The sequence below is a fragment of the Nostoc sp. NMS2 genome (assembly GCF_017115105.1).
Lineage (GTDB): Bacteria > Cyanobacteriota > Cyanobacteriia > Cyanobacteriales > Nostocaceae > Nostoc.
This window is the reverse complement of record NZ_JABXKH010000046.1, coordinates 70,994-92,790: the sequence shown is the minus strand read 5'-3', so window position 1 is coordinate 92,790 and position 21,797 is coordinate 70,994. Positions and strand designations below refer to the sequence as shown.

General features: G+C 41.1%; 21 protein-coding genes. 4 read left to right on the top strand and 17 right to left on the bottom strand.

Translation table 11 applies throughout. The annotated features are described in order from the left end of the window. Positions 1–674: 674 nt before the first annotated feature. Entirely contained in the window at positions 675–2,270 is a 1,596-nt protein-coding gene (locus tag HWQ36_RS07720) for a helix-turn-helix domain-containing protein (RefSeq protein WP_292700147.1), read from the top strand. A 173-nt stretch (positions 2,271–2,443) separates the two neighbouring features. On the opposite strand, the gene HWQ36_RS07715 is transcribed toward HWQ36_RS07720, so the two are convergent. Further along, positions 2,444–3,421 carry a sucrase ferredoxin gene (locus tag HWQ36_RS07715; RefSeq protein WP_292700144.1) on the bottom strand — a complete coding sequence of 326 codons (978 nt, stop codon included), beginning with the start codon at positions 3,419–3,421 and terminating at the stop codon, positions 2,444–2,446. A 1,036-nt stretch (positions 3,422–4,457) separates the two neighbouring features. Here HWQ36_RS07715 and HWQ36_RS07710 point away from each other — a divergent pair. Both HWQ36_RS07710 and HWQ36_RS07705 read left to right on the top strand, forming a co-directional pair. Then, positions 4,458–5,210 carry a Mut7-C RNAse domain-containing protein gene (locus tag HWQ36_RS07710; protein WP_292700249.1) on the top strand — a complete coding sequence of 251 codons (753 nt, stop codon included), beginning with the start codon at positions 4,458–4,460 and terminating at the stop codon, positions 5,208–5,210. Then, positions 5,211–6,185: an ROK family protein gene (locus HWQ36_RS07705; protein WP_292700142.1), complete on the top strand. Its 975-nt coding sequence runs from the start codon at positions 5,211–5,213 to the stop codon at positions 6,183–6,185. An 87-nt stretch (positions 6,186–6,272) separates the two neighbouring features. Here the strand turns inward: HWQ36_RS07705 and HWQ36_RS07700 are convergent, their stop codons facing one another. The 11 genes from HWQ36_RS07700 to HWQ36_RS07650 all read right to left on the bottom strand — a co-directional run bounded on the left by HWQ36_RS07700 (position 6,273) and on the right by HWQ36_RS07650 (position 16,223). Next, positions 6,273–6,860 (bottom strand): Uma2 family endonuclease, encoded by a 588-nt coding sequence (locus HWQ36_RS07700; protein ID WP_292700139.1) that lies wholly within the window; start codon positions 6,858–6,860, stop codon positions 6,273–6,275. A gap of 52 nt (positions 6,861–6,912) precedes the next feature. Further along, on the bottom strand, positions 6,913–8,022 hold the full coding sequence (proB, locus tag HWQ36_RS07695) for a glutamate 5-kinase (protein WP_292700136.1): 1,110 nt from the start codon (positions 8,020–8,022) through the stop codon (positions 6,913–6,915). 467 nt (positions 8,023–8,489) lie between these two features. Continuing rightward, on the bottom strand, positions 8,490–9,029 hold the full coding sequence (locus HWQ36_RS07690) for a YqeG family HAD IIIA-type phosphatase (protein WP_292700133.1): 540 nt from the start codon (positions 9,027–9,029) through the stop codon (positions 8,490–8,492). Positions 9,030–9,083: 54 nt separating this feature from the next. Beyond that, on the bottom strand, positions 9,084–9,710 hold the full coding sequence (locus HWQ36_RS07685; protein WP_292700130.1) for a hypothetical protein: 627 nt from the start codon (positions 9,708–9,710) through the stop codon (positions 9,084–9,086). A 206-nt stretch (positions 9,711–9,916) separates the two neighbouring features. Further along, on the bottom strand, positions 9,917–10,489 hold the full coding sequence (locus tag HWQ36_RS07680; RefSeq protein ID WP_292700127.1) for a DUF3727 domain-containing protein: 573 nt from the start codon (positions 10,487–10,489) through the stop codon (positions 9,917–9,919). Positions 10,490–10,630: 141 nt separating this feature from the next. Beyond that, entirely contained in the window at positions 10,631–11,107 is a 477-nt protein-coding gene (ruvX, locus tag HWQ36_RS07675) for a Holliday junction resolvase RuvX (RefSeq protein WP_292700124.1), read from the bottom strand. After that, the gene (locus HWQ36_RS07670; protein WP_292700122.1) at positions 11,107–12,345 is read right to left on the bottom strand and encodes a GNAT family N-acetyltransferase; all 1,239 of its coding nucleotides are present in this window, start codon (positions 12,343–12,345) and stop codon (positions 11,107–11,109) included. Before HWQ36_RS07670 ends, ruvX begins: the two co-directional genes overlap by 1 nt. Before the next feature lie 222 nt (positions 12,346–12,567). Next, positions 12,568–12,774, bottom strand: a complete 207-nt coding sequence (locus tag HWQ36_RS07665; RefSeq protein ID WP_012407131.1) for a hypothetical protein — start codon at positions 12,772–12,774, stop codon at positions 12,568–12,570. A gap of 126 nt (positions 12,775–12,900) precedes the next feature. Further along, a complete protein-coding gene (locus HWQ36_RS07660) occupies positions 12,901–13,392 on the bottom strand; it encodes a hypothetical protein (protein WP_292700245.1) in 492 nt (163 codons plus the stop codon). Between the two features lie 151 nt (positions 13,393–13,543). Then, positions 13,544–15,694 carry a pentapeptide repeat-containing protein gene (locus tag HWQ36_RS07655; RefSeq protein ID WP_292700117.1) on the bottom strand — a complete coding sequence of 717 codons (2,151 nt, stop codon included), beginning with the start codon at positions 15,692–15,694 and terminating at the stop codon, positions 13,544–13,546. 184 nt (positions 15,695–15,878) lie between these two features. Continuing rightward, entirely contained in the window at positions 15,879–16,223 is a 345-nt protein-coding gene (locus HWQ36_RS07650; RefSeq protein WP_292700114.1) for a hypothetical protein, read from the bottom strand. Positions 16,224–16,685: 462 nt separating this feature from the next. Between HWQ36_RS07650 and HWQ36_RS07645 the strand changes: the two genes are divergently transcribed. Continuing rightward, a complete protein-coding gene (locus HWQ36_RS07645) occupies positions 16,686–17,117 on the top strand; it encodes a hypothetical protein (protein ID WP_292700111.1) in 432 nt (143 codons plus the stop codon). 49 nt (positions 17,118–17,166) lie between these two features. Here the strand turns inward: HWQ36_RS07645 and HWQ36_RS07640 are convergent, their stop codons facing one another. The 5 genes from HWQ36_RS07640 to petD form a co-directional block, all read right to left on the bottom strand. Beyond that, complete coding sequence (locus HWQ36_RS07640; protein ID WP_163931695.1) at positions 17,167–17,538, bottom strand: hypothetical protein; 372 nt, start codon at positions 17,536–17,538, stop codon at positions 17,167–17,169. A 65-nt stretch (positions 17,539–17,603) separates the two neighbouring features. Beyond that, positions 17,604–18,785 carry a glycosyltransferase family 4 protein gene (locus HWQ36_RS07635; RefSeq protein WP_292700105.1) on the bottom strand — a complete coding sequence of 394 codons (1,182 nt, stop codon included), beginning with the start codon at positions 18,783–18,785 and terminating at the stop codon, positions 17,604–17,606. A gap of 10 nt (positions 18,786–18,795) precedes the next feature. Next, positions 18,796–19,785: a GDP-mannose 4,6-dehydratase gene (locus HWQ36_RS07630; RefSeq protein ID WP_292700102.1), complete on the bottom strand. Its 990-nt coding sequence runs from the start codon at positions 19,783–19,785 to the stop codon at positions 18,796–18,798. A 459-nt stretch (positions 19,786–20,244) separates the two neighbouring features. Beyond that, positions 20,245–20,688: an anti-sigma regulatory factor gene (locus HWQ36_RS07625; RefSeq protein WP_292700100.1), complete on the bottom strand. Its 444-nt coding sequence runs from the start codon at positions 20,686–20,688 to the stop codon at positions 20,245–20,247. Between the two features lie 574 nt (positions 20,689–21,262). Continuing rightward, the gene (gene petD / locus HWQ36_RS07620) at positions 21,263–21,745 is read right to left on the bottom strand and encodes a cytochrome b6-f complex subunit IV (protein WP_292700097.1); all 483 of its coding nucleotides are present in this window, start codon (positions 21,743–21,745) and stop codon (positions 21,263–21,265) included. Positions 21,746–21,797 lie beyond the last annotated feature (52 nt).

The window sequence follows — 21,797 nt, the reverse complement described above, 5'->3', positions numbered from 1 at the left end:
AAAAGTGATGATATTATTTTTCAAATACTTTTAGCTTTAGACAAATAAATCTAGATAAAAAGTATACAGGTATACAAAATAAAATGTTCGTTAATTACATTTTGATATATGCAATGTGTATTTTACAAAGCAACAATTTGCAATTTGATTTGATTCAAAGATTTATATAAATGATGACAAAATAAATACTGTTTTTCCGTTTAAATCAATATAATGAATTTATGAAGGAAACATAATCAATTTATAAAGCAACTGTGATTTTTATGGCAGAATCCGATCGTGCCTTAAATATTAAAATTATTAATAAATCAGACTAAATCCAATAACATCAGGCTTAAATATGTTCTCAAAACACTTTATGGTTAAAGCTAAAATGTTCATTCAATACCTAATTAAATGAACATTAAGATATCTTTCTAAGCTCGGTACGAACAAATTAATCATTTTTTTCATGAAATGTATAGTTAATAAATAAGTTTTGTCCATCTCGGTTTAAAAGCCTTAAATAGCTTCCGATTGGATGCAAAGTCAAAATATGGATGTGGGGAGTGAATATGGTGAGAATAATTTTTCTCGCCAGAAAGATTATGTGGTAGCGAGTCATGAATAGACAGGACTCATCCAGGGGAGACCTGAGACAGACATCTCAACGATTAGAGTGGGAAAAGAGCCAAATGCCTTATACAATTCCTAACAACAGTTGCGTTGGATGTGACAACTGCCGCCCCCAATGTCCTACGGGTGCAATCAAAATAGAGGACAATGAATATTGGGTTGATCCTGGTCTTTGTAATAATTGTGAGGGCTATTATTCAGAACCGCAATGTGTGATAGCTTGTCCAACTAATTCTCCTATTCCTTGGCAGGCGAAAAAGGGGAGATGCAAAGTTGAACCGAGAGACTCTACCAGTTTAGACTTGTTTTCTAACGGCAAGAATAATCCATTTGCTTCTGCGATCGCAATTTGGGAAGCGTGTAATGTATTGGCACAGCGCACATCCCTACATTGGGAAACCGATGAAGACGGGTATCTATGTTATGGCCGACAAGTCAATCAAGGCCGAGGTGCGATCGCTTTTCACATCCAAGATCCATTCCAAGTTAATGACAAAGCCACAGATATAGCAGCAATTGAAGGACTTGACATCAGAGCCGCTTGCATACATCTGATTTTTGCAGGTTATGCCACAGCCTTAGAGCAACCTTGGGAGCAAGAATTTGTCATTGATGAGCGACAAATTGAGAAATATTTGGGGATGGAGAAACGCAAAGACTTGAGCAAAGCTGCCAAGCTAGCTTTAATGAAAAATCTTGTCCAGCAAGCTTGCTCCCTGATTATCTCCATTGACTGGCCGCAACAAGGTCGAATTAACGGATTCTCTGTTACAAACAGCCGCTTGTGGCACTTAATAGATATTCAGCACCACTTTCAAGAAGACAATCTGGGATGCAAATATCTGATTGGGCTAACTTTTAAAGTCAAAGCAGGCTTATGGGCACAATATTTCTTAAATAAACAAGCATGTAAAGAACGAACCGCATTCTATCAATACGGTAGTCTCCCCAAAACGCTGCTAACCACAGTCATGAGCATTTGGCAGCAACATGAAGGCGCAGTCCGATTAATGCTGTGGTTGCTGTTTAAAACCAAAATGGGCAAAGAACAACGCATCACCATTCCTACCTTGCTGCGGATTGCTTACGGTGAAGAAAAAGTCGCCCTTGCATCCAGACAACGGGAAGAACGCAAACGTCTATTGCGAACCTTTGAAAGCGATTTAGAAATTCTCAATCACTATGGAATGAAACCACTTTTCGATCCAGTTACTTACCCACCAGAAATTCAACCTTTGTGGGCAAAATTAATCGATCTTCCCGAAGACCCAGATGAAGCATTAGAATTTTGGACTAATGACGGTGGTTCTGAAACTCGCCTCACAGACACAGGCCCCCGTGGTAAGTGGAATCTGCTAATGAATGCGCGGATTTTAGCTTTTGAACTCCCACCAGAATGGGAACAGCAAATATCAGAATCAGAAAAAAAGAAAACAAGAACTGCAAAAGCCAAAAGGAAGCCCAAAGCTACAAACGATTTACTGGGTGAACAGATTTTGCAGGCGCGAAAAAATTTGAATCTTTCCCAAAGAGAATTGGCAAAACTCACAGGTAAAAGCCAAAGCTGGATTCGAGATATCGAGAATGGTCGTTTAAAAGCCAAATTAGAAGACCAAGTTCTGTTAAGGAAAGTGCTAAATATGGGTCAATCTTGATTTAGAATTGAAACGCAGAGGAGCGCAAAGGAACGCAGAGTTTTGCTAAATTTAGTTCGCTACGAATTAATTAAATATTGTATTTAGTATAACGCTGCACAAATTCGTAATAAAATCTCCGCGTCTCTCTGCGCTTACCTTTGCGTGCCTTTGCGTTTAAAAACTCTCTACTTCTATGTACTATAGCTGATTACCTTATTAGAGGTAATCCAAAGACTACCGACAGCATATTTAGTAACTACCATCTCTCGTGTAGCATTGCATGAACTCTTCAATTGTTGAGTCTTGGTTTCATCTTTTACAAGTTTAGCTTGGTAAGTGGAGAGAGAACCAGAAGGTTGTTCAAAACTTAGCTCACCCAGAATAGTATTGTTGTCTAAACTTTGCTCCAAAATTTTGCCTGCAACTTTGTAGTTAAACCAATCCCATCCGTTACAAAGGATTAGTTCTCTTTCCAAAACCTGAAGTGGAGCAGGCAGAATTCCCCAGCCTCGATAGACTTGATGTAAGCATTGAATATCACCAGTCCGAGTCAAAATTGATCTAAATGAATCTTGATCGAGACGACCATAGTATCTTCCTTCTGGCAAATCTATGACTGTTGGTGCAAACCGATGTCCACCAAAGTGCGATGATTTCCAAATTCGCACATTATCCAAGCACAAATCAGCATTACTCGCTGTAACGTGGAAGTAAAAAGGAGCGCCATATCTAGCACAGCACTTATCATGGCTACCGTGGGTACAAATTAAAATATCTCTAGTTGTACTAGTTTCTACCTCAGAATTAGAACTGATACCCCATATCCATTTTTGGACAACTGCTGCTACTTGCTCAATATTTCCTAGCTTAAACTCTTGCTTGTGGTATCCATTACTTAGCCCGTCTTCTTTTTGATAAATTAAAAGCGTAGTGTGATTTACTTTATGAGAGACATCATTAGCAATTAAAAGAAATCTAATCGGTAGTTTAGCACGCTTCACTTCCTCTACCAAAATCCTTAAATTCTGAGGTACCCATTTAGAATTAAGGGCTTCTGATGTCCAAGGTAAAGGACACTCAACTAAAATATAAGTTTGATAATTGGTGGCGCTACCAATAACATCTTCTCCTACTTGCCGTGAATCATCAGAACAAAAAAAAGTATTCATCTCGCTGTACTCATTAGCGTATTTTATGGACGAAAGGTATTACAAAATACATTTGTGTTCTTCACTACAATATCCTTGGCTAAAGGAGATAAAAAAGAACAATATTCATTTCCCTATTAAAACTAGGTAGCCACTTTATAACATCATTATTGATCGAGGTCTTTCCGGTTAATAAATTCTCCACAATAAAGATAAACAGTGTCAAGATAGATTTTTCCGTATGAGCGACGTTAATTTTGTATCTAGTTTTATTGTTATTTGGTATTTTATAAATTTTCACTTGCTGAAACTCGGTTTTTTTGAACTTGCTTTCTTTCGTAAAATCAAATAAATTCAATCTTGTACATAGACGCAAACCTACTTTGAGAGTTACCAAGGATTAACTTGCTGACAATATCAATGTAGCTGATACTACAATCAAAAACATTGCTGACAATAAGATACTTATTTAAAGTTTTGCTGAAGTTATTTATATAGCTAGTTACAAATCCTGTTTTTACATATAGAAATATAGTTTTTTGTTTTTCTTTTGAAGAATATATTTCTAAAGAGCGATGCGGAATCAGCCAATACGAGTTTAAAAACCTTTCTCCCCTATCTGCTTTTAATATATCTATAAGTCTATACATATTGCGAATAATTCTCAATTAAATTGGAAAAATAAAAACTACCAAATTAGGGGTAAATGCTTTAGTGCCCCGTACTTCATGCGCGATAAGTTAATGTTGAAAACTAGTGACCAATTATTAACAGCGTCACTGACATCAACATTAACAGACTTGTTATTTACCTTCTTACCTAATCTAACTTCCTGAAGCTCATGTCAGGGTTTGATGATAGGCATCTGACTTGACTGTAACTGAACTCAATAATAAATGCAAGTATTTGAGAATCTTTATAATTTCGATTAAGGTAAATTGGCATTTTATAGTACAAATACCTCACTTTAACAAGTATTCATTTTTTCAATACAATAGATAAAGTTTTGCAATTGTGACAAATTGTTGCCAGTAGGGTAATCCAAATATCTGTGTCTATGGCGATCGCATATTTCTACTTCCATGCGGAATTGAATCATTTTTTACTACGGCATCATCAGCAGGTGAAAATCTCTCATTTTTTTGAGGAGAAAGCCTCAATTAAGGACATGATTGAGTCGTTAGGTGTACCTCATCCCGAAGTTGATTTTATAAATGTCAATGGTGAATATGTAAATTTTTCTTACATAGTTGCGGATGGAGAGACTATTAATGTTTATCCAATTTCAGCTAGGAGTGTCATTATACCAAGCATTTCTGTTTTGCCAAAACCGCTCAGTATTATCCGCTTTGTTTTAGATATTCATTTGGGGAAGCTGGCAGCATCGTTACGACTTTTAGGTTTTGATACTTTATACCGCAATGACTACGAGGATGAGAAATTAGCCCAAATATCCTCCAGCCAAGGGCGAATTATCTTGACTCGTGATAAGGGTCTATTGATGCGTAGTTTGGTAACGTATGGGTATTACGTGAGAAACACTAACCCACAAGAACAAATTATAGAAGTACTACAACGCTTCGACTTATTTAAATTAATTGCACCATTTAAACGGTGTTTGCGTTGCAATGGATTATTAGAATGTGTAGATAAGGAATCCATTATTGACCAAGTGCCAGAAAATGTGCGCTCGCAGATCGATCAATTCCAGCGTTGTCAAGAGTGCGATCGCATTTATTGGAAAGGTTCACATTATGAACGATTGCAACAGTTTATTGACAAAGTGCTGGACTCACAAAAAGGTGAGTGAATGACATTAATTTTAGCTCTCGATTTTGGCGGAACTAAGCTAGCAGCAGCATTGGTAAATATCGGTTCTAGAAAGTGGTTGCGTTATGAACGTCGTCTCTCGCCAGCAAATGCAAATGCTAGCACTGATTTGGAAATTATGCGATCGCTAATTTACTCGCTGCTGCAAGACGCAAAACCTGCTGCGATCGGTGTCAGCTTTGGCGGCCCGGTTGATGCTTCCACGGGGACGGTGCGACTATCTCATCATGTGGCTGGATGGGAAAATATTCCTCTCAAAGGGTTGTTGGAGGAGGAGTTTGGCGTGAGTGTTGGTGTAGATAATGATGCTAATGTTGCTGCTTTGGGTGAACACCGTTTTGGTGCGGGACAGGGATACGATAGCCTGTTTTATATTACTGTCAGCACTGGCGTGGGTGGTGGTTGGATACTGAATGGACAGCCTTGGCGAGGTGCTGGTGGGATGGCTGGCGAAATTGGACATATCGTTGTCGATCCTGCGGGGCCAGTTTGTTTGTGTGGGAAGCGGGGATGTGTGGAACGTTTGGCTTCGGGGCCTTATATGGCGCAAAATGTTAGGGAAATTTTGGAAAACGAACCGCCAAGTCGCCAAGTACGCCAAGGAGGAGAGGTGTTGAGGGGTTTGGTGGGGGGTGATTTAACATTGCTGACGGGGCAGTTGGTAAGTGAAGCGGCGGCGGCTGGGGATGATTTGGCGAAGGAAGTTTTGCACAAGGCTGCTTGGGCGCTGGGTGTGGGTATTGGTAATGTGGCGAATTTGATGAATCCGCAGCGCTTTGTGTTGGGAGGTGGGGTGACGAAGGCGGGTGAGGATTTTTGGCGGGTGGTGCGTCAAGTGGCGCGGGAGACGGCTTTACCGGAGGTTGATTTTGAAATTGTGCCGGCGGTGCTGGGTGATGATGCGCCTTTGTGGGGCGGGGTGGCGATCGCTTTGACACAAATCTTGAATTTGTAAATGAGTGACGGGTGGAGTGTACAAAAGTCTTGTGGTTTTTACATTCTGTCACATTATATAGGTTTATTTGTACCGACTTACTTAATATTATTTTTGAATACCCTGACGAAATTCTCTAACTGCTTCCAAGGGAGAAGATAACAAAAGACAACGATTGAGCAGGGATAAATCTAATTCTGGAAATAACTCACTGTGAACAACTTTCTCATATTCTTGTTCTCGTAAGCAGTAAACTTCAATTGTGCCATCTTCCCAAAACCAAACTTCTGGGACTCCCATTAATTTGTACTTCTGTAACTTTATGGGACTACCGCTAGTAATCACTACTTCAATACATAGGTCTGATACAGGTTTGTCGGTTCCAAAGCAATAAGATAAATCTGCTTGATATTCTAGTATATTGGGAATAATTTGGCTAAAACTCCCACTGGGGAAAAATTCAATGCCCTGTTCAACGAAATATTGCCCCAGGAGCAAACCAATTAAACACTTAATCACCTCGTGAGGCTTACCAATAGTCACAATTTCTAAAATTCCCTCACAATAAAACAACCGCACCCCTGGTACATTTTCAAAGCTAGCTTGAATCGCTTTAAACTGTTCCCAACTTAACCCATGTCGAAAGAAGCGTTGTTCTTCTGGTAAGTTAACAGCATTTTCTAACGTTTGAGTCATAATATTTTTTACTCTCTCAGTTAGTAGTCACAAAATTTATCTAATTTCCATTTTAAGTCAAAACCAAATTATCTCGATGAATCACGGTTTCTGCACCGGCATATCCTAAAATTGTGGAAATTTCCCGCGAATGACAACCACGAATTTTTTGCAGTTCATTGCTGTTGTAATTTACAAGTCCTCTGGCAATTTCGTTACCGTTGCTGTCACACAATTGCACGGCATCCTGGGTGTCAAACTCTCCTTCTACTAGCTTAATTCCAGCAGCTAATAACGATTTTCCCCCTAGAGAAATTGCCGCGATCGCACCTTCATCTAAATACAATTTACCCGCAGGTACAAGTCCGTAAGCTATCCAACGTTTACGCGCCGAAGTTGGTTCGGGTTGCGGTTCAAAATGCGTCCCAATAAGTTCACCTTGGATAATTTTTTCGATATTCCGGGGAAATCGCCCTTGGGTAATTACGGTACGTACTCCGGCAGCGATCGCAATCCTCGCAGCCGAAATTTTTGTCAGCATACCGCCAGTCCCCCACTTAGAACCTTGGGAACTTGTTTGTATTTGTAATTCTGTTAATTCTTTAATACTACTAACTAGAGCGATCGGTCGCGCATCTGGCACTGAACGGGGATCGGCTGAGTAGAGGCGATCGACATCGGTAAGCAAAAATAACCAATCTGCTTCTACTAAGCTAGCAACCAATGCCGAAAGAGTATCATTATCACCAAATTTTAGTTCGTCTATTGCTACGGTATCATTTTCATTGACTATGGGGATCACTCCCAGTCCCAGTAATTCCTGGAAGGTGTTGTAGGCGTTGAGATAGCGGCTGCGCTGCACCAAGTCACTGCGAGTCAATAATACTTGAGCGATCGCCTGTTGCAGCGTAGTAAACAAATCATCATATATCCGAATTAACCTACCTTGCCCAACTGCTGCTACAGCTTGTTTAAGTGCGATCGCTTTCGGACGTTCAGTTAAACCCAACCGCGCACAACCTACACCCACAGCACCAGAGGAAACTAAAATTACCCGGTGTCCCTGGCTTCTCAAATTACAAAGTGTTTCCGCTAAGGTAGCGATGGTAGAAAGTGCTAATTGTCCCGTTTCTGGTTGAGTTAGGCTAGAAGTGCCGATTTTGACAACAATTGTTAGTGACATCTTTACAATTTTAGATTTTAGATACTTCGACTTCGCTCAGTACAAGTTTTAGATTTTAGATTAGACATGACATCTTGCATAAGTTTTTTTAGTCACTGCTTAAAGTCACACGCTACGCGAACAAAGTAAAGGCTATGGCGAAAGCCTTTTAATCTTTAAATCCACGCATTGAAAAATCTATCTATTTTAAATTCAATCCAAAATCCAAAATCTAAAATCCAAAACTTGTACTGAGCGAAGTCGAAGTATCTAAAATCCAAAATCTAAAATCCAAAATCTAAAATCCAAAATTGTAAAGCGCCAATCCCTCTATAGTGAAGGCTGACGCTTTACGGGTGTATATTTACTTAGTATGAGTTAGGGTCTTTTTTGGCTGACCCCATGTTATTAATACTTATGATCCCCGATTTTTGGCTTCCAGTAAGATTCCTTAACCATTTCTTTAGATTTACTTTCCTGACGATTTTTCAAGTTTTGTGAATCTTGCTTTTCTTGGGGGTAATAGAGGCTCCTAAGATTTCAGATACCCATACTTCAAAGTTGCGAATGGGATGAGAACGAAGGGCTGCGTCTGCATGGACAATCGGTTCAACTAGAATAGTAAACATCCCTAGACGATTACCTGCTATGACATCGGTAAATAAGCGATCGCCTACCATCCCCACTTGATGTACTGGTAGATCCATTGTCCTGACTGCTGCCCTAATTTTGCGTCGAGAGGGCTTGGCTGCACCTAAATAGTAAGGTAGGTTGAGCGATCGCGCAATTCCCCCAATTCGCGCTTCACTCAGGTTGTTACTCACCAAACACAATGCAGTACAGGTGCGAATTTGTTCCACCCACTCTCGTAGTTCTGGGGAAGCCATTCCTACTGTAAAGGGTACTAAGGTTTCGTCTACATCCAACACCAGCCCCTTAAGACCGTATTTTTGGATAATATCTGGTGTTAGATTCAACACTGAACCTTCTAAAATCAAGTCAGGTTGTAAAAGATTGTTCCACGCCATAGTCAACAGTCAAATTTCAAGAGCTTCAGACAAATGAGCATAACCCAATATAGTTTAGTTAGTCGAACTCCATCCTGGAATATCTCCCTGAACATTTTGAGATAAAATTCCTAATATCTTATCTATCTCTTTGATGTAATAATTACTCAAATCAATAAATATATCGTTTTCTTCTAACTTTAAAAACTTCCAAATATCCCCCGTTGTTACTGCGCCATAAATTTTTTTAATTTCATTTCCCTCCTGTTGATTAAATAATTGTGCTGCCAACATTGCTGCCGCACATTGACCTAATCCACCTTTAATATTTTCATTTTTGGCTTCAATAATAACCACCACAGGCACATTAATTGTTAGTTGCTCTTTAGAACGACTGATGATAAAGTCACAATAGCCATTCAAGCCCTTTTCTGCATCTACATTAAAATCTGTGCCCGAAAATAAACTAATTGGATAATTAGCCCTACGTCTTACCTCCAATAAGATCGGAGTGATAATCATTTCTGAACGAGCTTTTTCAGTATTAATTGCTAAAGCCAGTTCTGTAGTTTCTTCTAAAGAATTTAAGAGTTTCTCGCTAGGCTTTAAAGGTTCTATATCGGCACATAAATCAGTTTCTTCATCAATGCGGATGCTGAATGACTTTTTAAATTTACTTAATGTAAAGTCGCTGTAAGCCATTTTCAGCACCTCATGGTAATTTTGGATTTTAGATTCAAAATCCTAGCCAAAATGCTTTTTTCAGAATCTTAAATAACACAAACTCTCCCAATCTTGTGTCAATGTTTCATTGCTTCCACAGTTAATGGGATATGGTAAAAGGTTTAAGGAGATTTTGATTAAAATGAAAATTCAAAATGTTAAATTTTCATTTTGAATTTTTATTTTTATTCTACTTCGTTAAAAAGATGTTCCTCTAACAGAGGTTGTACTTGGCGAAACTCCTCTGGAGAGAGTAATTCCGGTTCACCTGTTTTTGCAATCCGTGCAAAAAACAACAGGGGATCGAGGGGTGTATAAATTGCATACTCCTGATCTTCATCATAGAAGCTAGCGAGTAACTGTAATTGCTCTGGATCTAAATCTGCCTCTTCGTCTTCAATTTCTAAGGTGAACAGTTCTGATTCTTCGACTGGCGGTAAATCACCTGCAACCGTCAAAGCATAAGCTGTGTTCTTCAGTATCAGATTCTGCTCAGATAGTACAGCTTGGGCAGTGGCAAAAATTTGCTCAATGATGTTGTCGTCTTCTACCAGAACCGCTTCTTCTTCCTCATCGTCGCCTTCCCAAGAAAAAATTTCTACAGGTGAGTCTACAGGAAGAAGTAAAACGTATTCTTGTCCATCTACCTCAAGGGAATGCTCTACATAACATTCGAGCGATCGCCCTTTGTCATCGGTTAAAGTGATGGAACTGGTATGAGCGTTATCATTTTCTTCAGGAAATGGAGGGGAAAACATAGCCGAAATGTAAAAATTTAATAAATACCAGCAAGTTGAGAAATCGCTTAACTATTTAATGACATACTATGTCAATAAAATAGCTTTACACGTAGATACAACTGCTAGCTAATCGTTTTCAGAATATCATGTTAAAAGGTATCAATATTCAATAGCCGCCACCGAACTGCGGGAATTAGCACGCTTAACATCCAGCCATTGTTGCAAAATCAAAGCGGCTGCCTTGCGGTCAATCAAACCTTTATGGCGTGACGGGGAGCGGTTCTCAGCTATCAGCAGTTGCTCTGCTTGAAATGAAGTTAATCGCTCATCCACATATTCCACAGGCAGTTTCAAGGCTTTAGTAAGTCTTGTAGTAAATTTTTGAACTTGACGCGCCTGAAATCCTATTGAGCCATCCATTGAATAAGGTAAGCCCATAACTAAGATTTGCACCTCGCGTTCATTAACTATTTGGCGAATTTGCTCGACATCCCGCTCAAAAGATGTCCGCTCAATCGTGGTGATCCCAGTGGCAATTAAACCGGTGCGATCGCACCCAGCTACACCAATCCGCTTGCGACCAAAATCTAGTCCCAAGGCTGAAATAAACGGTTTTGGCTGCTCCTGGGATATCACTAATTCTCCTGCTCTGCATCTGCTGATTCAGGAATCGGCGATGCTTCTATAATAGGGTTTTTTACCGGAAAGTTAATCGGTTCTGACTTAATTGGCAATGGTTTATCTGACGATGGCAGTTTTGGTGGTTGTATCCATGACATTCCACCTGGTATAGGTTTACGTGCTGGTTGTAAACCTTGCAGCATATCAGTCCACTGAATTCCTTCTAAGGAGACGAATTTAGACTCCCGTAGCTTGTGCCACACAGAACGGGACATAACTAATGTGTGTTCTATGCGTTTTGCCCCAATTCGCTCCAGATACTCTTCCCGCTCTGCCTGATAGTCAGAGGAGGCTAGTTGTAACCCTTGCTGAGGAAAATCTTGGGCAATTCGAGCCAGTTGAGATAACAATTCTGGATACAGCCAGGTGTAAGCAGGATGAACCGTCAACGTTGCTACGTGGGGAACTTCCCCCTTCCGGTCAAGTTGCACCTGAAAATACCCGATCGCAGCTTTGCGTTGAGGTTCAAATACGTAACCACTAACTACTTCTGTTTTAGTCAGCCATTGCTTCACTGCATCAGTCAGAGCGCCAAACAAACTGGTTTTAAAGTCGCGGGTATTGCGGTCAAAAACCTGACGTACCAAAGGTGGCATAGATGCCGTATCTAGTTGATATAGCAACTGGGCATCAGCATTACTCACTGGCAACAGGTTAGGCAAATCTGGTTCCGCTTGTGCCAATTCAGCCAGTAATTCTGGCCCAATTTCCCAATACGTCATTTCTGCCAGACGCTGGAATCCATTTTGGCGATATAGTGCCAGCGCCTCTATGTCATTGATGTTAACTTCCAGTAGCCAAGTGCGAGCTTCCAAAATCGATTCAAAGCAATGACGCAAAAGTTGCGAACCAATTCCTTGTTTATCGACACCACGCTCTAACAGCACTTGATCGATGCGCCAAGTGCTGCGTGTCCGGTTAAAGGGTGACACTTGAATCATTCCTAGAAGCATCCGCCCTTGCTCTGCCACATAAGCACAGAGGCGATACTGGAGTGGGTTAGGAAACCAACTCAAAAACTTGAGTAATCCATACCAGCGACGCAGCATGAGCATCTGGCTGATGGCAAAACCTGCTCCTTGCGGAGTAAGGGCTGCGAATGACTCTTGAGTTATGCGCTCAATCCCGTCCAGATCCCGGTATTGGACTGGTCGGATAACAACGCTGAGGTTTCTGGGAAGTAATGAAGTCATTTTTATTCGAGCCGCTATTTAGCCTTAACTAACTGCTCTTCAAAGGAACTGCTGCAATAATATTAACTGCTTTCTGCCCTTTACTAGCGCGTCAAAAGTGTGATTTGAGTAATTTAATACTTAAAAAAGCAGAAAAAGCAGACCTTGTGAGAACACCATTGGCGTTAACCTAACAACATCTGCCTTTATTTTATTTGAATTTTGATTAAAATTTGTATATATTTACAGCCCTTGTCGAGAAACTAGCTTTTCAAAGTGGGCTTGGGTTTGATGGAGTAATTGTTGGCGACTATCTACCAGTGTTTGTTTCAGGGATGGAACAAGATTGCGAGCTTGCAGAGTCATGTGAAGTTGTAAGTTGGCGACATATTCACTGAAATCTTGATTCACTTCATCTGCGCCCGCATCTGTTAATAAATTTGATTCCATTGCCACTGTGTTCTCCTGTGTTAATCCTGTGCTATTTCTCTTCATGACAAAAAATTATCATGTTGTTTGGACTAACTTCTTAATTTGCAATGAAGTTTAACGCTTCTTAGGGATAGCCTCTACCCATTAAAATCTCAAACCAACACCACCTTGTACAGAAATAGCTGTACCACCGCTATCACGGTAGGCATCAAAAGCAATGATGGCGTTACCAAAAAGGACAGTATTGCTATTTGGGATCATATAATCAATGCCCGGTTGTAAAGCAAAACTGATTTTGTCACCCACTGGAGAAGATCCACCACCACCAGCCAAGACTAACCCAGCACCCAGGTAAGCATCAGCTTGCCAGTTAAGGGGAAAATCGTAAGAAACCGTTGGCACAACTGCCGTATTATTACCAATTAACACTTGGGCACGGAGTGAAAGCGGTGCTTCCAAAAGCTTGTAGCGCCCAGCTATAACTCCCCCAAATTGGATACCATCAGTAAAACCAACAGTGGGGCCTATACCTATATAACTGCCATAAGCTACTTGAGCTTGCGCTGGTTTAGTAGTCGCCAGACTCAAGACCAAGCTAGCCCCCAAAACTGAAACCAAATATGGAATATACTTCATAATCGACTCCTCACACCAATTTGTCATTAGTCATTAGTCATTAGTCATTAGTCATTGGGCATTGGGCATTGGGCATTGATTATTCGCCTCATCTCCCTCATCTCCCCTGCTCCCTCTGCCCCCTGCTCCCCTGCCCCCTGCCCCCTCCATTCTACGGGCAACGAGGATGAATGCCCCCTTGAGTACAAATGTATGCTAATTGCTTGGGATCTAAATTTTTGGCTTGAGAAAAATCAACCCCTTGAACTACGGCAGATACTGAGCCTAAATCTGGGGTTTTGACAAATTGATCTGCTGGATCTTCTTTGCTAGGGGCGAGAATTGCTCCCTTAAAATCTGCTCCTGCCACATTTGCCCCCCGTAAATCTGCAAGACTCAGGTCAGCATTTTGTAAGTTAACGTTTTCCATCTGGGCAGAACGCAAAACAGCACCAGCTAAACGAGTGGCGCTCAGGTTAGCATTGCTGAGATTAGCACGATCCAAATAGGCTCCTGATAAATCTGCTCCTTGCCAATCAGTATTAGTTAAGTTGGCAAAGGATAATTGCGTTCCTATCGCAGTGACACGACCTAAACGGGCAGCGTAAAGATTGGCTTCGTTCAATTTAGCGTCACCTAAATCAGCCCCAGTTAAGCTGGCTCTTTCCAAAACTGCGTTTCGCAGATCGGCTCCTACTAGTTGGGTGCTGTTGAGTTTAGCGTCATATAAACGCGCGTTGGATAAGTTGGCTCTGTTGAGAGTGGCGCGGCTCAAATCGATCCGGTTCATCAAGACGCGACTGAGGTTAGCATCGGTAAGATTGGCTTGCTGCAACTGAGCTTGGCTTAAATCAGCCATTACATCGTCGTAGGTATCCCAGCGCCCATCTTCACCCGCACCCCGAAAGCGACTACCCTTAAAGCTAGCTTGGTTAAGATTTGCAGATTTAAACTTAATTCCAGATAAATCAAGGTTGTCTAGTACCAAGTTAAAGAAGGAACTTTTTGGAGTACCGCTTTGACCTAATTGAGTGCTACTAAGGTCAACACTCTCCATTTTCCCACTGTAAACAGAGAGAATTTTGTTGATTGTTTTCTGGTTTCTTTGTAGCCGCCCTTGTCGCAATTCCCGCTCTTTTGTTGCGGTGCTGCCCACAGACTCCAGTTCGCTAACTAAAAACTGATTCTTATTTTTTAATTCGGGGATAGCTTGGGGCCCAACAGTTGTCAAAGATTGTTGAATCGTATCCAGGAGGCTGGGGTTAGTTTCGCTAACCAATAAATCCGCCAGAAATTTAATAGACTGTGGATCATTAAGACCACCCATAGCCAGAATTGCACTTTGGCGTTGCTCATTAGTCGCCCCAGAGTTGGGAGTTAATTGTTTGACAAGTTCGAGGAACTGTTGGCTATTAATTTGCTTAGTTGCTCGCTGGGATTGTTGAATTTGGATATAAACTTGAGTGCCGATTAAAGTTGCCAACACAGCCGTCATACTCGTTAGCCCTACTCCAAATAAAGTCAGGTTAGGATTTTGCTGTATCCGCCGCCACAGGTTGGGCGACTGGGTGGTTTCGGCTGCCGCTAATTCTTCTTGCCCTTCTGCTTCATCATTACCGTCAGCAGATTGAGCTTGTCTATTGTTAGCTAAGAGTGAGGATGGTAAGGGGCGGGTCGCATCTATTGTATAAGTGCCTGCAAGTTGATCGTGCAGGGCGCGACGACTCCGGCGCGACGGTAAGCCAATCCCTTCACCCACAATCATTAATAAAGACAAAAATGTGAATAATCCTAAATTCGGAAAAGCAAAGCTGTAGCGCCACAGCAGATAGGCGATGGAAATAGGTACAGTCCAACGTCCAACTCCTTCTCTAATGACAACTGCCCCCAATCCGGGCGGCTTCCCTTGCTCGTTGACAACCCGCACTTTGAACCAGCGTTTAGGAATTGTGCTACCAGTTTTAGCCAGTAAATACAATTCCCACCACGAGAGAGTTACAGGCGCTAACAGGGCGATTGTCCATAAAATATTAGTTGGCCATGCGACGTTACGGATGCCATAGCTTACAGGTAAAGCTAGGGGTCTAGCGATCGCTCTTTCCGTAACTACCAGCACGGGGTTAAGGGGCACTCGGTTCAGATCGCTTCTAGAATTGGCATAAACACCAATACCGAAGGGAATCAACCCACTAGCAACCACTAGTGTGATTTCAGCCGCCCAAGCAGCAAAACGCCTACTTGCTAGCAACAGCGAGCTGGCTCTTTCCGGTTCTTTTGACTGACCAGATTGATTACTACTTCTCCTAACAATTGGTGATGTCATCGGATAATTCCCTTTGATATTATTTCTACGCCGCGATCGCACAATTAAATATAGACTAAGCAAATCGGCAAAAAGAAAAGCATATTGAAATAGAATTGAGGAGTTATGAGAGTCAGGAGCCTTTTGTATTATGGCTCCCGACTCTCATAACTCCGGGCAAATTGCCAAGTAATTGCATATCAACTTATTGCTTACGTTGAAAGCTACTAGACACAAAAAATTTGTATCCAACATACACTAACCCTGCCAAAAGTGCCAGAGTTATTACAGATGCAACTAGTTTAAACACTGTTTGCAGCATCGCCAAGCCTACTAGCACTGTCACACCCGAAACTATCAGCTTTTTTGTCCCAGATAAGCCGTTGAACCAAATCTTAAATCGCTCCAGTTGCAAGCTCAAGTTGGCAAAAACAGACTGAGGTATCTGTTTTTGTCTTTGTGGTTGAGGAACCACCCCAGGTGGGGAATTAATCTCTGCCTCTAGCTGATCGAGGCGACGCTGTAAGTCTTCTTCTGGTTGAGGATTCATAAATCTTTATCTACTTCAGTTAGCACACTTTTTGGACAACAGGCCAACTAAATTTTGGTGGTTGTCTTAGTGATTTTAGCTAATGTCTGTGTGTGCAATACCTTTCTGACAGGTAAAAATTATGTTTTTTTGTTATTGTCTGGTATTTTATCTAATTTTTCAGTAATTTTACGGTTTTAAAATGTAAGAAATAATGCTTTTTGAGTGAGTACTTATTCTACTGATAGTTAAATATTTTAGTAGAGATGCGATCGCCACGAATCATCATAGATGAGTTAATTTGCATGAAAAATATGGGGATATTGCTTTGCAACGTCTCTACATCTCATCTTCAAAAACAATTTTTAACTCAATGGTATTAGGTTATACGGTAGCTTTTGGAACCAAGATGGATTGATATCGTCAATTAAATTAGACTGTATAACAATATTGCTCTAAAAAAAATCTGGAGCATTAATTAAAATGAAAACGCTTCGGCTACTTGCAATTGTTTCCACAGCTTTAGCGATGAGTTTGGTTTTCACTGAGGCTAATTTGGCACAAACACCAAAAGTCCAAATTAATCGCAATTTCCAACCAGATCCACTAGTTTTGAACGGAAAGTCTGGGGGAACTGTCAAAAGTAATTGTGGCAATATCACCACTGAACCTAGTCAAGTTATCCAGGTTACAGAGTCACTACCTTATTTGCGGTTAACAGCAGAGAGTCAAGGGAAGCCAACGCTGTTGATCGACGGGCCAGGGGGACGCTTTTGTGTAATGGCAGATAGCTACTCTGGAGGCAAGACAGAACTTTCTGGTTACTGGCAAGCAGGAAGATACTCGCTGTATGTAGGCGAACTATCCCAGCAGCAGCATAACTACACCCTCTCAATCTCGCAACAAAATAAATAGTCATTAGTCATTAGTCATTTGTCCGTTGTCATTGGTCAGTTACTAATGACTAATCTTCCAGCGATTTAGCTGGAACTTCAACAGCAGTGACATCAATTGTGCCTTCTGGTGTGAAGCGCTGAAAATGACTATTTTGTACTAACAGCGACTCCCCACAGTTAGGACACTGTAACTGACTGTTATTTAAACCTGTAAATTCATATCTACAGACGGGACACTGGTCAGCAACCAAGTTGCGTTGCAACCACCAACGAAAGCCAAAAAAAGCCACAATGGGTGCTAAAAACAGCAACCCGACAATAATTAGCAACGAATTAACCAACCAACCCAAGCCCAGTGATGCCAGCAACCAAACAACTGCCAGCAGGGTGAGCCAAGGCCGGAGATTTAAAAGATTCAATTGAAATGACTTAAAGCTCATTTTTTAAACGTCGTCCTGCTCTCCTTCTAGGATAGCGATTTTAGTCATTTGTTATTGGTCATTTGTCATTTTGACTTGATGACTGAGGATAGAAGCATTTTTTGCAAGTGCTGCTGGAAGGCATCTATACCAAACAAAGCGATCGCTTGTTCTCGCAGCCACTTTCCATCACATCGTTGGTCATCCCCTTGAAGCATTTCTATACAAGCTGCTGCTACAGCATCAGGATTGCGGTGTGGTACTCGCCATCCCAGTTTACCATCCTGCAAGGGGTCAGCCGAGCCGTCGTCATCACCGGATAAGACAGGTACTCCACAAGCCATTGCTTCTAGATAAACAATGCCAAAGCCTTCTTGCGAAGGCATGATATAGGCATCAGCAAGGCGGTAATGTTCCATTAATTCTTCTGTGGCCACAAAACCAGCAAATATGACGCGATCGCTCACACCTAAATATGCAGCAAGCTGCGCCAATCGCGGTTGGTCATCACCGCGACCGATTACCACATATTTCACTTCTGGGAAAACCTGAGTGATTTTTGGTAGTGCCCGAATTGTCACATCTACACCTTTGTAAATATCTCCTGACCATAACCGTGCTACTGTCATTAACACCTTAGAACCAGTTAAGCCATATTTCTGAACTAATTCTGGCTGCTTGAAACCTGGAGTAAATTTATCCCCATCAATTGCACAAGGCATCATCTCTACCATTTTGGGGTTTAGACCATTCGCAAGACAAGCGCGATCGCGGCTGTAGCGGCTAATTGTCCAAATTCTATCTGCTGATGTCAGGGCGCGACGTTCTTGATTTTTCAGAGGTTCCCAGACTTCTTTGCCGTAAGTTAGCACGGTGTAAGGAATCCCCAAGGGCTGGCAAAGAGTTTGGATTAATACTGCTAAGTTAATGTGACCACAGAAAACTTGCTGCGGACGGTTTTGCAACAGACACTTAAGTAAAGCTGCTGCCATTTGCAGTCTCCCGAAATGAGGGGACTGATTTTTAAAGTAATGAAATTTTAAGTTCTCGTCTTCAAACAGATTTAACCTATCAGGGCTATCTCGCAGCAAAAATACTTCCGCCTTGTAAGCTTGGCTCAATCCCAGATAGGTGCGGAAAATATCTTTTATATATGATTGAATACCACCTTCGTGGGCAAAAATTTCTAAAAACACGAAGACATGGTTAGTTTTTTGGTTAACTTTATCACCTACCTTTAGGTTTTCTGTCACTTTAGTGATATACATATTAGGTTATTTACACTTGGGTTAAGGGCGCGATCGCACCGCTTTGTAACCGCTCTAAATCTGTTTTTACCATTTTTTCTAAAAGTTCTTCAAAGCTCACTTGGGTTTCCCATCCAAGGTTTATTTTAGCTTTACTGGGGTTAGCTACTAGTTGAAAATGCTCATCTTGTCTCAATAAACTGGTATTTAAAACTATATGGCGCGTCCAATCCAATCCGACAGACTCAAAAGCTGTGGCAACTAAATCTCTAACACTGTGCAGTTTACCAGTGCCAATCACATATTCTTCTGGTTCATCGACTTGCAACATGAGCCACATCGCTTCTACGTAATCTCCTGCAAATCCCCAATCGCGTTTGGCATCTAAATTACCCATTTCTAAGGTGTCAGTTAAACCCAATTTAATCGAAGCGGCTGCCAAAGAAACTTTTCGGGTGACAAACTGAGGTGCGCGTAGAGGAGACTCGTGATTATATAAAATTCCACTACAGGCAAATAGTCCATAGCGCTGTCTGTGATGCACCATCGTCCAGTGGGCGTGCATTTTCGCCGCAGCATAAGGATTTTTGGGACGAAAAGGCGTTTCTTCATCTTGAGGCGAACTAAATACATCGCCAAACATTTCCGAACTGCTGGCTTGATAAAATCTGGTAGACAAACCAACCTGTCGTACTGCTTCCAAAAGTCTGGTAGCTGTACCAGTGATTAAATCTAGGGTTCCTAATGGGTCGTTCCAAGAGTCGGGTACAAAACTAGGAGCCGCCAAATTGTAAATTTCTTGAGGACGTAGTTGCTCAACTGCGGTCAACAGCGCCCCACTATCCCTCAAGTCAACCGTAAAAATTTCTACCTGATTCGCCAGTGTTCCCAGTTTTGTCAAATTAGGTTGTCGATGGGGAGGTACTAATCCTACAACTCGATAACCACGGTTGAGCAGCAAATGGCTGAGATAGTAGCCATCTTGACCAGTTATTCCTGTAATTAGGGCTGTTTTAGTCATAATCTGTCCCCTATTATCTCTATCTCTTTAAGTAGGTTGGCGCAATTAAAGTTAACTGGCAAGGGCTGTCCTTTGTCACTTGTCATTAGTAAGGAATTTAAGCCTGGTTAAGTTTCGTAACATAATTTGGTTTATTTATGCCAACTTACTTAAGGACTAAATGCCACTTATTGGTGAACAAACATTCAGGCTCTCAACACTGCTGACAAATATTAACAAGGGAGCTAGTATAACTCGAATGTTATCTTTACTGTATTCACTAATTCTTTTTATACAAAAATATTCTTTGAGATTTTACAAAAAAATCATAATAACTAAGCAATTTTACGCAAAAAATACATTACTCCAATTCAAATAATATTGAAAAAGGACTATACTTTTATCAATCAAATAACTACATCTTGTAATAGGCATTTCCGCTCATACTTCTGTTTTGAAGTGAGTGGTTTAACTCCACTTTTATTTTTGTGCTTCTACAGAGTATTTGACGATGAGAAGGCAATTTCTACCATCTGCACCACGTTCGTATACAACCCGGTCTGCCAACCGCCGGAGGAGAAACCATCCATACCCGCCTACTTGTAGAGTACCTGGGGCTGGCTCTGCGATCGCATCAGGATTGAAAGGTTTTCCATAATCCCAAATTCTAATTTCTAGTCGATCGATCCACAAATCAACGTTAATTTCAATGGTTGTTTCTGGGGGTAAAGCATGATGAGCGTGACGAACAGCGTTGGTAAAGCCTTCTGCTAATGCTAAATTGAGGCGGTCAAGTTGGGTTTTTGACCAGCCAAGTTGAGACAAATGTTGCAGACAAAATTGCTCGAACCATTCTTGCACATGGTTTAGGAGGCTGAGTTCGCTCTTAACCTTCAGATGGTCTTGCTGCACTATAGTAAACATTAACTGTAATTTAGAATATAAATAAACCCACGTTGCTAGTACCGCTTCGCGTAATTCGTAATTCGTAATTCGTAATTCGTAATTCGTAATTCGTAATTCGTAATTACCGTTGCGTAAGGGTTTTAGACATTTGAAATGGTCTGTTTATTTCCGCCGAACTGTACTAGTTATTAAATTTTGCATTATTCGCCAAATTGCTCTGATGTAGAAAAATCTAAATTGAGATATTTTGTGTACCAAAATACAAAAAATGAACGATTTTGGCATTTCGAGGTTTATAACTAGTACAACACGGCGGAAATAAACATATCATTTCAAATGTCTAAAACCCTTACGCAACGGTAATTACGAATTACGCGAAGCGGTACTAGCAGCTTACGTTAATTAAGTGAAAAATGTTTATATTTGATGACTTTTGGCGATTTTAGATTTTGGGATAGCTTTTAAATCCAAAACTCCAGATATCGAATACAATCTGAACTATTAAAATTGACGCCTGTATATTTCTTCCAAAAACATATCTGTAATATGCTCTTGAAACTCACAGGCGTCAAAGCACTTTCTGGTGACTAATTTAGAATAGTCCCAAGGTCAAAGATTTATCCAATGGCAGAGCAGCACCAATACCCAGCCACACGGTGACAAGAGTACCAAAAAGGAAGACTGTGGTTGCAACTGGACGACGGAAGGGGTTTTGGAACTTGTTGACGTTCTCAATAAAAGGAATGAGAATTAGCCCAACTGGTACAGAACCCATTGCTAACACTCCTAAAAGTTTGTTAGGAAGCGATCGCAAAATTTGAAAGACTGGATATAAATACCACTCTGGCAAAATTTCCAATGGTGTGGCGAAAGGATTTGCTGGTTCACCGGTCATTGCAGGATCTAGTACAGCTAGAGCCACAATAGCAGCAAAGGAACCCATGATCACGATTGGAAAGACATAAAGTAAGTCATTAGGCCAAGCGGGTTCACCATAGTAATTGTGACCCATGCCTTTAGCGAGTTTGGCTCTTAACTGAGGATCGCTCAGGTCAGGTTTTTTTTGTGTTGACATTTTGAAATTTGCTCTCCTGCTTAAGTTAAATTAAAGCATTTGTGAAGACTAT

Coding starts and splice junctions, on each gene's coding strand:
- HWQ36_RS07720 (WP_292700147.1), top strand. CDS start 675: ATGCCTTATACAATTCCTAACAACAGTTGCGTTGGATGTGACAACTGC.
- HWQ36_RS07715 (WP_292700144.1), bottom strand. CDS start 3,421: ATGAATACTTTTTTTTGTTCTGATGATTCACGGCAAGTAGGAGAAGAT.
- HWQ36_RS07710 (WP_292700249.1), top strand. CDS start 4,458: ATGGCGATCGCATATTTCTACTTCCATGCGGAATTGAATCATTTTTTA.
- HWQ36_RS07705 (WP_292700142.1), top strand. CDS start 5,211: ATGACATTAATTTTAGCTCTCGATTTTGGCGGAACTAAGCTAGCAGCA.
- HWQ36_RS07700 (WP_292700139.1), bottom strand. CDS start 6,860: ATGACTCAAACGTTAGAAAATGCTGTTAACTTACCAGAAGAACAACGC.
- proB (WP_292700136.1), bottom strand. CDS start 8,022: ATGTCACTAACAATTGTTGTCAAAATCGGCACTTCTAGCCTAACTCAA.
- HWQ36_RS07690 (WP_292700133.1), bottom strand. CDS start 9,029: ATGGCGTGGAACAATCTTTTACAACCTGACTTGATTTTAGAAGGTTCA.
- HWQ36_RS07685 (WP_292700130.1), bottom strand. CDS start 9,710: ATGGCTTACAGCGACTTTACATTAAGTAAATTTAAAAAGTCATTCAGC.
- HWQ36_RS07680 (WP_292700127.1), bottom strand. CDS start 10,489: ATGTTTTCCCCTCCATTTCCTGAAGAAAATGATAACGCTCATACCAGT.
- HWQ36_RS07670 (WP_292700122.1), bottom strand. CDS start 12,345: ATGACTTCATTACTTCCCAGAAACCTCAGCGTTGTTATCCGACCAGTC.
- HWQ36_RS07665 (WP_012407131.1), bottom strand. CDS start 12,774: ATGGAATCAAATTTATTAACAGATGCGGGCGCAGATGAAGTGAATCAA.
- HWQ36_RS07660 (WP_292700245.1), bottom strand. CDS start 13,392: ATGAAGTATATTCCATATTTGGTTTCAGTTTTGGGGGCTAGCTTGGTC.
- HWQ36_RS07655 (WP_292700117.1), bottom strand. CDS start 15,694: ATGACATCACCAATTGTTAGGAGAAGTAGTAATCAATCTGGTCAGTCA.
- HWQ36_RS07650 (WP_292700114.1), bottom strand. CDS start 16,223: ATGAATCCTCAACCAGAAGAAGACTTACAGCGTCGCCTCGATCAGCTA.
- HWQ36_RS07645 (WP_292700111.1), top strand. CDS start 16,686: ATGAAAACGCTTCGGCTACTTGCAATTGTTTCCACAGCTTTAGCGATG.
- HWQ36_RS07640 (WP_163931695.1), bottom strand. CDS start 17,538: ATGAGCTTTAAGTCATTTCAATTGAATCTTTTAAATCTCCGGCCTTGG.
- HWQ36_RS07635 (WP_292700105.1), bottom strand. CDS start 18,785: ATGTATATCACTAAAGTGACAGAAAACCTAAAGGTAGGTGATAAAGTT.
- HWQ36_RS07630 (WP_292700102.1), bottom strand. CDS start 19,785: ATGACTAAAACAGCCCTAATTACAGGAATAACTGGTCAAGATGGCTAC.
- HWQ36_RS07625 (WP_292700100.1), bottom strand. CDS start 20,688: ATGTTTACTATAGTGCAGCAAGACCATCTGAAGGTTAAGAGCGAACTC.
- petD (WP_292700097.1), bottom strand. CDS start 21,745: ATGTCAACACAAAAAAAACCTGACCTGAGCGATCCTCAGTTAAGAGCC.